The 14118-nt window shown below is 64.4% G+C and carries 9 protein-coding genes; 4 read left to right on the top strand and 5 right to left on the bottom strand.

Features of this window, described 5'->3' with window-relative positions; all coding sequences use genetic code 11:
- Positions 1 to 159: 159 nt before the first annotated feature.
- From IGS55_RS22890 to IGS55_RS22870, 5 genes are read right to left on the bottom strand one after another with little or no spacing between them, the layout of a single operon-like run.
- Entirely contained in the window at positions 160 to 888 is a 729-nt protein-coding gene (locus tag IGS55_RS22890) for a YfaP family protein (protein ID WP_230519393.1), read from the bottom strand.
- A gap of 29 nt (positions 889 to 917) precedes the next feature.
- Positions 918 to 2600 (bottom strand): DUF2300 domain-containing protein, encoded by a 1683-nt coding sequence (locus IGS55_RS22885; RefSeq protein ID WP_230519392.1) that lies wholly within the window; start codon positions 2598 to 2600, stop codon positions 918 to 920.
- Positions 2600 to 7138 (bottom strand): alpha-2-macroglobulin family protein, encoded by a 4539-nt coding sequence (locus IGS55_RS22880; protein WP_230519391.1) that lies wholly within the window; start codon positions 7136 to 7138, stop codon positions 2600 to 2602. The genes IGS55_RS22885 and IGS55_RS22880 overlap by 1 nt, the downstream gene beginning before the upstream one ends.
- Entirely contained in the window at positions 7135 to 7806 is a 672-nt protein-coding gene (locus tag IGS55_RS22875; protein ID WP_230519390.1) for a DUF1175 family protein, read from the bottom strand. Before IGS55_RS22875 ends, IGS55_RS22880 begins: the two co-directional genes overlap by 4 nt.
- On the bottom strand, positions 7803 to 9410 hold the full coding sequence (locus tag IGS55_RS22870; protein WP_230519389.1) for a DUF2138 family protein: 1608 nt from the start codon (positions 9408 to 9410) through the stop codon (positions 7803 to 7805). Before IGS55_RS22870 ends, IGS55_RS22875 begins: the two co-directional genes overlap by 4 nt.
- Positions 9411 to 9544: 134 nt before the next feature.
- Between IGS55_RS22870 and IGS55_RS22865 the strand changes: the two genes are divergently transcribed.
- From IGS55_RS22865 to IGS55_RS22850, 4 genes are read left to right on the top strand one after another with little or no spacing between them, the layout of a single operon-like run.
- Positions 9545 to 11065: a B12-binding domain-containing radical SAM protein gene (locus IGS55_RS22865; RefSeq protein ID WP_230519388.1), complete on the top strand. Its 1521-nt coding sequence runs from the start codon at positions 9545 to 9547 to the stop codon at positions 11063 to 11065.
- A gap of 57 nt (positions 11066 to 11122) precedes the next feature.
- Entirely contained in the window at positions 11123 to 12256 is a 1134-nt protein-coding gene (locus IGS55_RS22860; RefSeq protein WP_230519387.1) for an MlaE family ABC transporter permease, read from the top strand.
- The gene (locus IGS55_RS22855; protein WP_230519386.1) at positions 12256 to 13155 is read left to right on the top strand and encodes an ABC transporter ATP-binding protein; all 900 of its coding nucleotides are present in this window, start codon (positions 12256 to 12258) and stop codon (positions 13153 to 13155) included. Before IGS55_RS22860 ends, IGS55_RS22855 begins: the two co-directional genes overlap by 1 nt.
- On the top strand, positions 13155 to 14114 hold the full coding sequence (locus IGS55_RS22850) for an MlaD family protein (protein ID WP_034754305.1): 960 nt from the start codon (positions 13155 to 13157) through the stop codon (positions 14112 to 14114). Before IGS55_RS22855 ends, IGS55_RS22850 begins: the two co-directional genes overlap by 1 nt.
- The last annotated feature ends 4 nt before the right edge of the window (positions 14115 to 14118 follow it).

Here is a 14118-nt window from a genome sequence, read left to right as displayed (position 1 = left end):
GACAAAGCGTTGTGTTTGTCAGCTGCGAAGAAGGAAGAGTATGAAGCATTTCACTACATCCGTCAACTCCTTCTTTTTCTCGCCGTACTCGGCATTTGCATGCGTCGTTCAGCGAGGGGGCGAATTATAGCCAAGGTGCGGCGGCTCCGCAAGAGCCATTTATGGCAAGACGAACGATTTCACCAAGGTCAGCTCGCCGGCGGCCCGCATCGGCACCTGGAAGCTCTGCAGCTTTTCACGCGGCGTGCCTTCATTGGTGATGATCGATATGCGCGCGACGGTCAGCATGGCGCTGTTCTCGCCGCTGCCGTAGTAATTGACGTAGGCGTGATAATTGCCCTTCAGGGGCGCCGCGCTGGAAAAGATTTCCGGGCCATAGCCGGTCGTCACGTCCACATCCAGCGCGCCGCCATCTTTCAAGACGCGGTTACCGTACCAGGCGTGGCCGCCGTCCGGCGTGACCACATGCAGATCGAGGTCGGTACCGGCGCTGTCCCACGACAGCACGATGCGCAAGCGCGCCTGCGTCTTGCCCTGGTAGCTGTCGACAAACTGGGTGCGCGCGCGACTCCTGCCATCGGGCGAGCGCACTTCCACGCTGTTCGAGCCGCTGCCGAAGCCATACGGGCGGCCGTAGCTGCCGTCTTCGCCCACTTCCATCGGCATCGCCACGCCATTGACCACCAGGGTGGCGGGCTTGCCCTTGACGGCGCCCGCGATGCGCCCCCGTATCTGCGCCGTCTCGGCCTGGCCCGGCTGCAGGTTGACCGACGCGGCGGGGTAATTGACCGCTTGCGTATAGTCCTCGCGCGCGCCGGCCGAATTGCGCCAGCCGCCCTTCGGTGCATCGATGGTGACCTGGGCCTGCGCCCACAGTGGCAACAGCATTAGCGGAATCGCGCAACGGATATAAAAACTCACAGAGCCTCCAGGTTAAGGTCGACGAGCCGGCGTGCCAGCCGCTCGACATATTCTTCGTCCTGTCCACGCGGATGACGGCGCAGGCCAAGGTGTAAATATTCATGGGCCAAGGTAATGCGGTCTTCGCGCGTGGCCAGCGACCGCATGAAGATACGGTTGCGCGACTGCTCCGAATACGGCGCACCGCTCTGCAAGGCGCAGACCAGCGGCGCTTGCGGCGGCGCCTCGTAGCCGGCCTCGCGCAGCAACACGCGCTGCCAGCGCGGCACGGACCGCGCCAGCCAATCCTCGTTCTGCGCCAGGCGACGGCAACGCGCGCCGGTATTACCAAAGGTACTCAGCGCGCCGCCGGGGTAAGCCGCCGCCAGCAATTCATCATAGTACTTGCCTTGTTTCGCCTGGCGCACCGCCTCGCTCCACGCCATCGTGCCCTCGGACGCCTGGTTACTGTGATAGCGCACGGTAACGCCATCGACGATCAGCTGGTCGGTCCACCGCGCAATCGCCAGGGCCGCCGGCGTGGCGGGGCTGGGACTGACACGCTGGGTGGCGCTGCTGTCGGCGATCTGCTGGCAACCCGCCACCGTCACCGCGTTCTGCTGCAGATACGTGCGCGCGGCAATCGCCAGCGCCTTGGCCGCTTCCGGCTCGTTGGCGTTCGCTTCGCGGTCAAGCACGCGCGCCACATATTCATTGACGCCGAAGCGGCCGCGCAATTGCGGACGGCCGCCCTTCTCTTGCAGCAGCATCAGCTCGCCGGTGCTACGCAAGGCAAGATTCTGGCCATTGTCGAATTGCACATGGTAGCGGCCATTGAGAGGCCCAGGTACGGCTACGCCACGTTCGCCGCGCACGGCGCGGATCGGATAGCGCTTGAAATAATCGACCACCACGCAGCCGCCATCGTCTGCCGCACCCACTGGCGGCAGAGTGGCAGCCAGCCTGGGCGCCCACTGCTCAAAGACATTGCTGCTGCCGCCCGCGCCGCCAAACCAGATCGGCGTGCCGTCGGCCAGCCAGCCGGCCGCGCCGCCGATACGTTGGTCTGCCCGGCGCTGCGCGTGCCAGGAATACGTTTTGACGCGCAACTGGCTGCCGAACCAGCGGGCAGTGCCGGCGCCGCGTCCATCGAGCACCACGCGCAGCAGCGCCGCTTCGGCGTCCACGCGGCCGGCGGCCGGTATGCTGCCCAGCGCGCGCAGCAAGCTATCCAACCGTACCAGCCGCCCAGGCGAAAGCTGCGCAGGGTCGGACAGCCAGGCAAAGTCGCCTGCGGGCGCCGCACCCAGGCGGCCGGTCCAGTACTGGCGCCATGAAGCCGGCGCGATCATCAGGCGCTTGGGCGAGAAAAACGGGCCGCACGATTGCGCCAGTGCCGCGCCGTGGCCGATGCTCTGGCCCGCATCGCAGCAATACACTTCTTCCGGATCGCGGCCGCCGCAGCGGTAATCCGGCATCGCCACCTTGTTATCGCTCGCGTACACATACACGAACAGTTTCCACAAGCTGGCCAGCGGCACTTGCCGCGCACCGTCGAACGGCGGTGGCGCCGCACCGCCCTGGCGCAGCTGCCGCACTTCGATTTTGCCGTCGCGCCACCAGGCCACATCCAGCGAGGCTGAAAAAGCGGGCGTCGCCAGCAGCGTGGCAAGCATCAATGCCGGACGTGCAAAGCCCATCACTCGACCTTCAGCGCGCGCGTGGTCTTGCCGCCGCCTTCGAAGGCTTTCTGCTCCGGCTGGTACATGCGGTAAAAGCGCGCCGGCGGCAGCACATAACTGCCCTTCTGCGCAAAGCGCAGCAAGTGGCGCACGGTCACGTCACCTTCCATCGGCTCGATCGGTACAGCGTAGCCGTCACGGCGCTCGGTGTGGCGCGCGCGTTCCAGCGCGGCCGGCTTGTCGCCCGCCATGACCATGCCCCAGGTCGTCGATTCGACCATGGCACCGGGCGGCAGCGCCACTTCCAGCAAGCCAAAACGGTGCTTCGCACCCGGCCCCGCTTTCAAGGTGATTTCATCGAGGTAGAGCGCGTCCGTGCTGAGCGCTTCGCCCGGCTTGACCAGCTCCGTCGTGTAGCCGCCTTTGCCCGCCTTCATGCGCAGGATGCGGCGCTCGACGGCGACCGGCAAGGTTTGCGCCTCGGCGGCGTGGCTGTCGTACTGCAGCACGGCCACCGTGCCCGCAGGCGCGGGCGCAGCAAGACGCAGTTTGTCAGGCATGCCCTTGGTGTCGCTCCAGCGCCACAGCGCCTGGCCGCTGCGGCTGTCGCGCTTTTGCCAGGCGCCGTCCAGCGCGACGGCCGGTCCCTTGCCAAACGATGCGCCACCCAGCTTCTTTTGCACCCATAGCAAGGTCATCGCGCGGTCCAGGGTCGGCATCTCGGCGCGCACGCCGGCCAGCACCGCCTCAGCCTGGGTAGCCGGCACTTCGCCGGCCAGCATCAGCAGGGCTTGCGCCACCGGCGCTTTGGACTCGCGCAGCACCTGCCACGAGCTGGCCACCTGCAGCTGCAGCGAATGCGGCAGGGCGATGCCGTTCTGGGCGGCGATCAGCGCCACCAGGCCCAGCGACATCGCTTGCGCTTCGCGGTCAGACGCTCCGCCCAGCAGCAGGCTGCTCGTGTCGCCAGGCTGGCGCGGCTTGCCGCCCAGGATGGCGATGGCGCTGTCGTCCACCAGGCCGGCCGCCAAGGTCTGCGTCGGTAACCCCATCTCGTGCGCCATCCACAGCACCAGCGCGCGGTCGCCCATCGCATCCTTCAAGCCATGTTCGCTGTAGACGGCCAGCAGTTTATTCCAGTGTTCGGGCGGCAGCTCGATGTGCAGCGCGCGTGCCGCGTACCAGTCGGCGTAATAGGCGTAGGCCGTCATCAAGGCATTGCCGGCCGTGGCGTTGCCCCACCAGCCGAAGACGGCGTTCGGGCCGGCCATCGATACCAGGCGCAAACGCTGCGCCGTCAGCAGCGTTTGCAGGGCGCCGGCGTCCGGCCCCAGGCTTTGCGTGGCCAGCGCCAGTGGAATCAAACGGCTTGCCGTCTGCTCGACGCAGCCATACGGATAGTCGATCAAATCGTCGGCGATGCGCGCGAACTGGCTGGCTGCTCCTTGAACGAACGAAACGCGGATATTGCGCGCGTCCGCCGGCAGCTTGAGCGGCATATCAGCGGTGGCGCCATCGAACGGCAGCACCAGCGAGCGCGGGCTGCTCCAGGCGGCGGGCAAGGTGTGCATGGCCGTGTCGAGCGCATCGACCACTTTGCCGTTCTGTTTCAGCTCCAGGCGCAGCGGCCCGCTACCTCCCGCCAGCGGGAATTCGACGTAGTTGACGCCCGGTTTGGCGGACAGTTTTTCCGTCTTCGGCTGCGCCCCGCCGGAGAGAACGACGTCGAGCGCCTGCTCCTTGCCCGTCTGGTTGAACACGGCCACCGAAGCGCGCGGCGCATCGCCGGCGCGCATCCAGTCGGGCGCCGTCCACTTGGCATAGAAGTTTTTATCGGAACGCAGATAGGCAGTGCGCTGGCCGACGCGCCCCTGTTCATCCATCGCGCGGCCCGTGATCCTCCAGCGGGTCAGCGCGTCGGGCATGGTGAAGCTCACGCGCGCATTGCCATTCGCGTCGGTCTTCAGCGATGGCGCCCAGTACGCCGTATCGATATTGTCGCGGCGCGGACGTTCGAGCACCTTGACGCCACGCTCGTTGTAGTTGTGGCGCGCGGGCGCGCCGGCAGTGCGGCCCTGCGCCATGTCGTAGCTGATGAAGGACAGGCTGGCCGTCGTGCGCACGTTGTTGCGGCGCGGATGGTAGAAGAAGTCACCGATATCGGGCGCGATTTCCGGCTGCAGCACATAGATCATTTCATCGACCACGCCCAGCGCCACCAGGGTGCTCAATGGCTTGCCATCGAGGGTAGCCTTCACATCGAGCGTGACCTTCTCGCCCGGCTGGTAGACCTCCTTGTCGCTCTTGAACTGCAGCGCGATGCGCGGCTCGATCACTTGCAGGCCGGCGTTCTCGAAGACGAAATCGCCATTGCGCGTGTACGCCACCGAGAACGTCATGTTCGGGCCATGCTCTTCTTTTACCGGGATGCGCACTCTCCACTGCCGCGGCGCCACGCGCTTCGCCTGGTACCAGTCAGCGGCGCCGGCCATCAAGCCATGGTGTTCCACCTTGTCACGCTCGAGCGTCAACAGCGCCTGGTCGACCTTGTCGGAGAACGTGATCAGGGCTTCGGCCGTGTCGCCCGGACGATAGCGGGCGCGGTCCAGCACGATCTCGATGCTGCCCGGCGTCGTCTGCACGCCATCGCCGGCAACCCAGTGGCTGGCGGCGGCCAGCAGGTTGCCCCGTTCGTCGCGCAGCGCCAGCTGATACGAGCCGGAGGCGGGGAATGTCACGTCCCAGCCCTTGGCGTTTGGATCGAAGGCGCCGTCGGTCTTACTCTGTTTTTCCAGCTGCACCATCTCCCAGCGCACGGGCTTGGCCGCGCCCTGGCCATCGGCCAGCAAGTCGAAATGCACGGCCTGGCCCGGATCGGAAAACTGGCGCGTCGCCTTCAGCTGGTAGCTGCTGCTCGAGCGTTCGATCATCAGCTCGCGCGTCGCCTTGACGCGGTAGGCCGCGCCATCGGTCGCCAGCACGGTCAAGATGTAGCGCGAGGGATCGGCGGCGGGCGGCAAGCTGAAGTCCACATTGCCGCTGCCGTCGCTCGTCACTTCCTCGGTCTTCAAGGCCACCGGGAACAGGCCGCTGTAACGCAGCTCCCCCTCGACCATGGTGTTTTGCTGGCCGCGCAAGGACAGGGTCATCTTCGCGTTTTTCACCGGTTTGCCATCGGGGTAGCGCAGCGCGATGCTGCCTTTGACCGCCTCGCCCGTCTTGAATTCCGGCTTCGATGGCTGGACGTTGATTTCAAAATGCGGCTTGACGTATTCGGCCACGCGGAAAGCCGCGCCATACACGCCATCCTTGTAGTTGAAGCGCAGTTCATAGCCGCCGGCCGTGGCTTCCGTGGGCAGGCGGAAGCGCGTGTCGGCACCCGTGTCGCCGGACAGCTGCAGCGTTTGCGTCAGCAGCGGCGTGCCGTTCGGATTGAGCACCGTCAGGCTGACCGGCGCCGCGCTTGCTGCCTGCGAGTTGCGCGCGGAGGTAAATTCGCGGCCCAAAAATTTGACGTTGACTTCATCGCCAGGCCGATACAAGGGCCGGTCCGTCACCGCATAGATCTTGGTGTTATAGATCTCGCTGTCATAGTAAAAATTCTCGGACACGAACACGCCGCCGGCGCCGTCCTGGCCCAGAACATATGTGTGTTCCGGGCTGCCGCGTTCGAGCGAGGCGACGCCATCAATGCCCGTCACGGCCGACTGCAGCACGCCGGTACCGTCCGTCCACGCCACATTGGCGCCCGCCACGGCGGCGCTGTTGTCGCGCCGCGCCGTCCATACCAGCATCTGGCCGGACGATACCTTGGTCACAGCCACCGTGTCCGACACGAACACCAAAGTGGTGGCGCGGTGTTCGCCGATGATCGCTTCGATCAGGTACAGGCCCGGCTTGCGCTTGCCCAGCGGGATCATCACGTTGCCGGCGCCGGCGACGATGAAGTCGCTGCTCGAGCCATCGAGCTTGACGCCTTTGGGCGGCGCGATGGCCTTGGCTTGCCAGATCGGATAGCGGAAGCTGTCGACCAGCTCCATGCCCTTGATCGGCTTGTACTGTGGGTGGTTGGCGAATACGGTGCGCCGGCGGATCGCGTCATTGGTCGCCAGCTGCGGCTGTTCTTTTGTCACCGCGAGGCGCGCCTCGCCGGAAAACAGCTTGCGCCAGGCCAGGCGCGACTGCTTCCACCAGCTATCCCACAGAAAACTCAAGGTGTTGGCCAGGCCTTCGCCCTGGTAATTGCCCTCGACCTGGATGCGGTGCAGATTGCGCTGTTTTTTGAGGAACTCCATCGGTTCGGGCACACGGTAGACGACGATGTCGGCGCCCGAATACGCTTCCAGGTTCATGCGTCCCATGTCGCGGCCCGGTACCTCGAGGCGCACGCGCGCTTCATCAAGGCTGCCGTAACTGGCGTCCGACAGCAGGAAGAACGGCTCGCCCTTGAAGGTCGTGTAATTGCTTGGTTCGCGCTGCTGCGCGGAGGCGCTGCCCAGCATGAGCAGCGCCAGAAGGCCCATGAATAACAGCTTCATGACAAAAATCGGCTTCATGATAAAAACGCCAGCCGGAACACCCCGGCGAAATTGGGATTGTTGACCACAGGTTGCCACCGCGTGTCCTTCCAGCTCGTGAGTTCTTTGATATCGACGGTCCGCAGACCATTGTCGTCGGGGGTGACGGTGCCGGTGTGGTAGGCGATGCGCGCTCCCATCCAGACCATCAAATGCTGTTCGTCTCCCTGGTCGAAAAACAGCAGGTCGCCGGGCAGCGCCTGGCTGATTTCGCGGGCGATGAAACGGCTGTTGTGCTGCACCAGCGCCAGCGCCGTGACGAAGTGGCCGACATTGCCGCCTGTCTGCACCCAACGGTTGCGCAAGGCGGCCTGAGCCGCGCTCAATTCCAGCTCGGGCGGCAGGCGCCGGTCGCTGGCGATGCCGTTCGCATGCAGCCACTTCGCGTCATGCACGGTGAGCGCCTCATTGACGGCAAAGCGCACCAGGCCGGCGCAATCGCGGTGCGTCCAGCGCGGCGACGGCCCCCGTTCGATCTGCGCGTTGACGATGCGCAGCATCCAGGCCTGGAAGGCGCGGCTTTGCGCCTGCGACAGCTGCACCTGAGGGTCGGCAGCCGCGCGCAAGGCCCAGGCGGGCATTGCCACGGCGGCGGCGCAAGCCGCCAGCCAGCGCAAGGCGGCACGGCGTCCAGGACAAAACGTCATCGCCCGGCCTCCTGCCATTCCAGCGTTTCCCACGACGTACCGCTGGCCGGCTGCCGCTTGAGCACCATGCGCAGCGGCGGATATTTTTTCAAGGCGTTCAGGCGCGGCACCAGGTGTTCGTTGGCGGCCGCGCGCAAGACCTGTTCGTTATTCGCCGGCAGGGTATCGAAGGTTTCCAGCTGAATCAGCCGGGCCAGCGAGGCCGGTGCGATCAGGCCGATCGTGCGCGCGCCATCGGGCAGCAGGTCGCTGGCGGCCGGCGCCTGCTTGCGGCGCACGGCCAGCACCTGGTCCACCAGCTTGCCGTCGGTGGAAAAGACAACGGTATTGCCGGCCACGGCCAGCGCCGGCGTGGACTGGCCCAAGGCCGTGGCGACGCTGCGTTCCCAACGCGTGGCGCCATCTTTACCTGTCGTTTTGCGCACGGGGTCCTTGCCGCCGATGGCCGCCTCGAACAGGCTGCCATACAGAGCGTCATCACCGGCCTGCGCACTGCGGGTGGCAACAAAAACTGGTGTATGCAGGCGTGAAGTGCCATACCAGCAGGCTGCGGCGGGGCCTTGCAAGTGCCCGGCCAGCGGCGCCACCGGCTCCGATGTCTTGCTGCCCAGGCGCTTGAGCACGGGCTGCAGCGCGGTCCAGTCGACCGGCACGCTGAAGCAGGCGCTCGGGTTGTGCGGCAGCACGGACCACAAGGCGCTGCTGTCATAGCCGCCGTTTTTCAGCTTGTCGGCATTGAGCAGCACCTTCGATTGCCAGGCGCCCTGTTGAAAATCGAAGCGCAGCGCTTCGAGCGCGCCAAAGAAAGGCTGGTAGCCGAAAGACAGGAAGTCCGCCTTGACGGCGATGCTGTGGCCATCGGGCGCGGCGCCGTCGAGATGGAATTGCGCATGAAAGACGTTCTGTTTCGCCGGCTCCGGCGCCAGCAGGCTGGCCACGGTGTTCTCGGCCGTGCCATCGCCATGCTTGCCGTCGCTGCCGCCATACAGCATGCCGGGATGGGACAGGATGACCAGGCGCTGGCCATGCGCAGCAAACAGCAAGGTGCGCTGGTAGGCATAGTTCAGCGCATACACGGGCACCTGGCCGCCATCGACGCGCAAGCTGCCGGCCACGCGCATCTGCGTATCTTTCAAGGCGATCTTGCCCGCTTCCTCCAGCAACCGCGTGAGCTGGCTGCGCGACACGGCGATGGCAAAATGCTTGAGCGAGCCGTCGGCGTCGCGCCACAAGGCCACTTCCGCCGGCTGGTCCAGCACCATGCGCAGCAGCTGGTCGCCCCAGCCCAATTCATGCTCATAAGCGATGCGGCGCAAGCTGCCCTTGAGCCCCAGCCGGTCTTCGCTTTGCTCGTAATAGAACAGGAAATCCTCGCGCAGCACGTCGCGCGCCAGCGGCACCGTCAGCAAGTCGCGCGGCAAGGCCGACAGGCTTTTCGTGCGGACCAGCGCGTCGGGCCGGGATAAATCGAGCTTCAGGCCGTTGACCGGACCCATCGCGCCCCAGCCAAAAACCCGGTAGCCGACCAGTGCGGCGGCTACCACGGCCACGCCGGCAAGCGTCCCGAGCAGGACTTTTTTATTGCGTACTTTTTTCGCCAGCACCTTATATCCCTTTTAGCCTGCCGTAGCATTGACAAGTTAGTAATTATTGACAAATGGTAACATGGCATTTGTTGCCGCAGCGCACAGCTGACGCGACAGCGTAAAATAGCGGTTTCGCCGTTTTCATCGCCGCCATGACCATCCTGCTCTCCACCCTGAACGCCCGCTACACCCACGCCTCGCTGGGATTGCGCTATCTGCTGGCCAATATGGGGCCGCTGCAAGCGCAGACGCGGCTGCAGGAATTCGTCATCGGCACGAAAACCACGGAACTGGTCGAACGCATCCTCATCAACAAACCGCGCATCATCGGTTTTGGCGTATACATATGGAACGTCGAGGAAACGACAAAACTGGTGGCCATGCTCAAGCGCGTGGCGCCCGAGGTCATCATCGTGCTGGGCGGGCCGGAAGTGTCGCATGAGGCGGGCGAGCAAGAGATCGTCAAGCTGGCCGATTACCTGATCACGGGCTGGGGCGACGTCACCTTCCCCAAGCTGTGCGGCGAGATACTCAACGGACCGAAGCCGCTGATGAAGATCCATGCGGGCGTGCAGGCGCCGCTGGCGGAACTGCAGCTGCCCTACTCCTTGTATACAGACGACGATATCCGCCACCGCACGATTTACGTGGAAGCGTCGCGCGGCTGTCCGTTCAAGTGCGAATTCTGCCTGTCGGCGCTGGACAAGACGGCCTGGCCCTTTGCGCTCGAGAACTTCCTGGCCGAGATGGAGTCATTGCATGCGCGCGGCGCGCGCCTGTTCAAGTTCGTCGACCGCACGTTCAACCTGAATATCAAGACCAGCTTGAAGATCATGCAGTTCTTTCTGGACAAGATCGAGGCCAATCCGGACGACCCGATCTACGCCCACTTCGAACTGGTGCCCGACCACCTGCCCGACGCCTTGAAAGAAGGCATCAGCAAATTCCCGCCTGGCGCGCTGCAGTTCGAGATCGGCATCCAGAGCTTCAATCCGGACGTGCAATCGCTGGTCAGCCGCAAGCAGGACAACCAAAAGGCGGCCGACAACATCCGCTGGCTGTGCGAGGAATCGAACGCCCACCTGCACGTGGACTTGATCGCCGGCTTGCCGGGCGAGGATGAAGCAAGTTTTGCGGCCGGCTTCAACAAGCTGGTGGCCTTGAAACCGCATGAAATCCAGTTCGGCATATTAAAACGGCTGCGCGGCACGCCCATCATCCGCCATACGGAAAACTATGGCATGGTGTTCGACCCGCACCCGCCGTACACCATCCTGGCGAACAAGCAGCTCGATTTCATGAGCATGCAGCGCCTCGTGCGCTTTGCCCGCTACTGGGACCTGGTCGCCAACTCGGGCCGCTTCGCCAATACGGTGCAATGGATGCTCGGCGATGCGCCATTTGAAAACTTCATGGATTTTTCGAACTGGCTGTATGCCCACACGGACGCCACCCACCGCATCGCCATGGAGCGCCTGGCCAAGCTGGTGGCGCAATGGCTGCAGACGCGCGGCATGAGCGCGGTCGAGGCCAACGCCCTCGTGGCCAGCGACTATGCGGGCGGCGCGCAAGCGGCCGCTCACGCCAAGCCAGCCGAAGTGAGTACTGGCAGCGCCAAGGTGCGCCCGGACGTCGCCCTGCCGCAGCGGCAGGCGCGCCACCTGGCATCCTGAGGGGCCGGCGATTGAACAGCGGTGGCGGTCTGCGCCATTCTCCCTTAAACTGGCACGATGCCGACTGTACAATCGCCGAAACTGACCCTCTCCCAGACCAGCTCCCAACAGGGAGCCCTTGTCACTGCCAGCGGCACCTGGCAGGTGCACGCGCTGGCGCATGACAATGCCATCAAGGCCATCGACGCCCAGCTCAAGCCCTTGCGGGGCGATGCCAAGACGCAATGGGACTTGTCGGCCATCGACAGCATGGACCATATCGGCGCCCAGCTGTTCTGGAATGCCTGGGGCAAACAGCGCCCCGCGCAGCTGACCCTGGCGCCGTCGCAGGAAGAGTTTTTCCGGCGCATCGAAGAAACGGGGCCGTTGACGACGCCGCCCTCGCGCGCCAACCGTCTTACGCCCGTGATGAAGCTGGGCATGGCCATCCTGCTGTTTTTCGAACATTTGAAGGGCTTTATTGCCTTGGTCGGCCAGGTGACGCAGGATATCGGCCGCTTCGCGCGCCATCCGATGCGCGGGCCATGGCGTGAAATCTCCGCCAATATCTTCCATGCGGGCTTCCAGGCGCTGGGTATCACGGCTCTCGTCGGCTTTCTGATCGGCGTCGTGCTGTCCTACCTGTCCGCGCAGCAGCTGCGCGCGTTTGGCGGCGACATCTACCTGGTCAATCTGCTGGGCATGAGCGTCATCCGCGAACTGGGGCCGTTATTGGCCGCCATCCTCGTGGCCGGGCGCTCCGGTTCGTCCATCACGGCCCAACTGGGCGTCATGCGCGTCACGGAAGAACTCGACGCCATGCTGGTGATGGGCATTTCCCACGGTTTCCGCCTGATCATGCCGAAAGTGCTGGCCCTGGCCATTTCCATGCCCCTGCTCGTCATCTGGACGGATACGGCCGCGCTGATCGGCGGCATGGTGGCGGCCAAGGTGGAACTGAACCTGTCGGCGCGCTACTTCATCCAGAAGCTGCCCGACGCCGTACCGCTGGCCAACTACATGATCGGCCTGGGCAAGGGCGTGATTTTCGGCATGCTAATCGCGCTTGTCTCGTGCCATTTCGGCCTGCGCATCAAGGCCAACACGGAAAGCCTGGGGCGCGGCACCACCACCGCCGTCGTCACGGCCATCACCGTCGTGATCCTGGCCGACGCCGTGTTCGCCATCGTCTTCAATGGAGTGGGCTACTGATGGCGGACGACACCAATATCGCCTGCGGCACCGGCAAGGAAGGCCAGTTCAACCTGCACGGCAGCGCGCCCGTGGTGGACATCACCAATCTGTGGACCAAGTTCGGCCGCACCGTCGTGCACCAGGACTTGAACCTGGAAATCGAGCGGGGAGAGATCCTTTCCATCGTGGGCGGTTCCGGCACGGGCAAGACGGTGCTGCTGCGCCAGATGCTGGGCCTGGAACATCCGGCGCGCGGCTGCGTCAAAGTCTTTGGCGAAGATATCAACAAGGCAAGTTCAGACCAGCTGCAACAGTTGCGCAACCACTGGGGCATGCTGTTCCAGCAAGGCGCCCTGTATTCGGCACTGACCGTGTTCGACAATGTGGCCCAGCCGATGCGCGAATTGCGCGTGCTGCCCGAAGCGCTGGTGCACGACGCGGTATTATTGAAGATGAATATGGTGGGCCTGGGTCCGGAACATGCGCTCAAGATGCCGTCTGACTTGTCGGGCGGCATGATCAAGCGCGTGGCCCTGGCCCGCGCCCTGGCGCTGGAACCGAAGCTGCTGTTCCTCGACGAACCGACGGCGGGCCTGGATCCGGACTTGTCGGAAAGTTTTGTCGCCCTGATCCAGTCGCTGCACCGCGAGCTGGGCTTGACGGTGGTGATGGTCACGCATGACCTCGACACCTTGTTCGCCCTGTCCACGCGCATCGCCGTGCTGGCGGAAAAACATGTGATCGCCATCGGCCCCACGCGCGAGGTGATCGAAGTCGACCACCCGTTCATCAAGCAATTTTTCCTCGGCGACCGCGGCAAGCGCGCGCTGGCCGTCCTCGATGAGAAACAGGCGGCGGCAGGCAATGCGGCGCAGCCAGGCGACGACGCCGGCACAGACACGAAAGCGGAGAAGTAATGGAAAACAGATCACATGCCCTGATGACGGGATTTTTTACACTGACCTTGCTGGTGGCCGCCATCCTGTTCGGCGTCTGGTTCAACCGCGACCGCGTGGAACGGGTGCCGTATCTGCTCGCCACCACCCTGTCCGTGCCGGGCCTGAACCCGCAGGCGACCGTGCGCTACCGGGGCCTGGAAGTGGGCAAGGTCGACGCCATCGACTTCGACACGCAAAAGGCGGGGCAAATCCTCGTGCACATCAGCGTGGCGCCCGATACGCCCGTCACGAATACCACGTTTGCCACCCTCGGCTACCAGGGCGTGACGGGCATTGCCTACATCCAGCTTGACGATGAGCACGTCGGCTCCAAGTTGCTGGGCACCAGCAAGGACAAACCGTCGCTGATTCCCCTGCGCGCCGGCTTGCTCGATCAGCTGGAAAAACGGGGCAAGCGCATCCTCGACCAGGCCGAGCAGATCACCAACAAGGTCAATAATCTGCTCAGCCCCGACAATCAGGCGGCCATGCTGGGCGCCTTCACGGAAGTGGGCAAGGCAGCCAAGGCCTTTGGCGCCATTCCGCAGCAGCTGGAACCGACCCTGACGCAATTGCCGCAACTGACGGAACAGACGCGCCAGACCCTGACGGCTGTCAGTACGGCCAGCAAGAACGTATCGGACCTGACGGCCACGTGGAAAAAACTGGGCAACGACATCCAAGCGCCCGGCGGCGTGCTCGACAAGGTCAATGGCACGGTCGACCGGGTCGGCAGCTCGGTGGAAACGGTGGCCAATGGGGTGTCGCTGGAAGTCTTGCCACAGGTAATCGAACTGAGCGGCGAAGCGCGTTCCTCGATGCGCGCCCTGAAAACCACCATGAGCACGCTCAATGAACAGCCGCAAAGCATCTTGTTCGGCGCCCCAGACATCCCGCCCGGCCCGGGCGAGCCCGGTTTTTCGGCACCGGGCAAATAAGGAG

Source organism: Janthinobacterium sp. EB271-G4-3-2, assembly GCF_020858035.1.
GTDB classification, from domain to species: domain Bacteria; phylum Pseudomonadota; class Gammaproteobacteria; order Burkholderiales; family Burkholderiaceae_D; genus Janthinobacterium; species Janthinobacterium aestuarii.
This window is presented reverse-complemented; position numbering and strand designations above follow the sequence as displayed.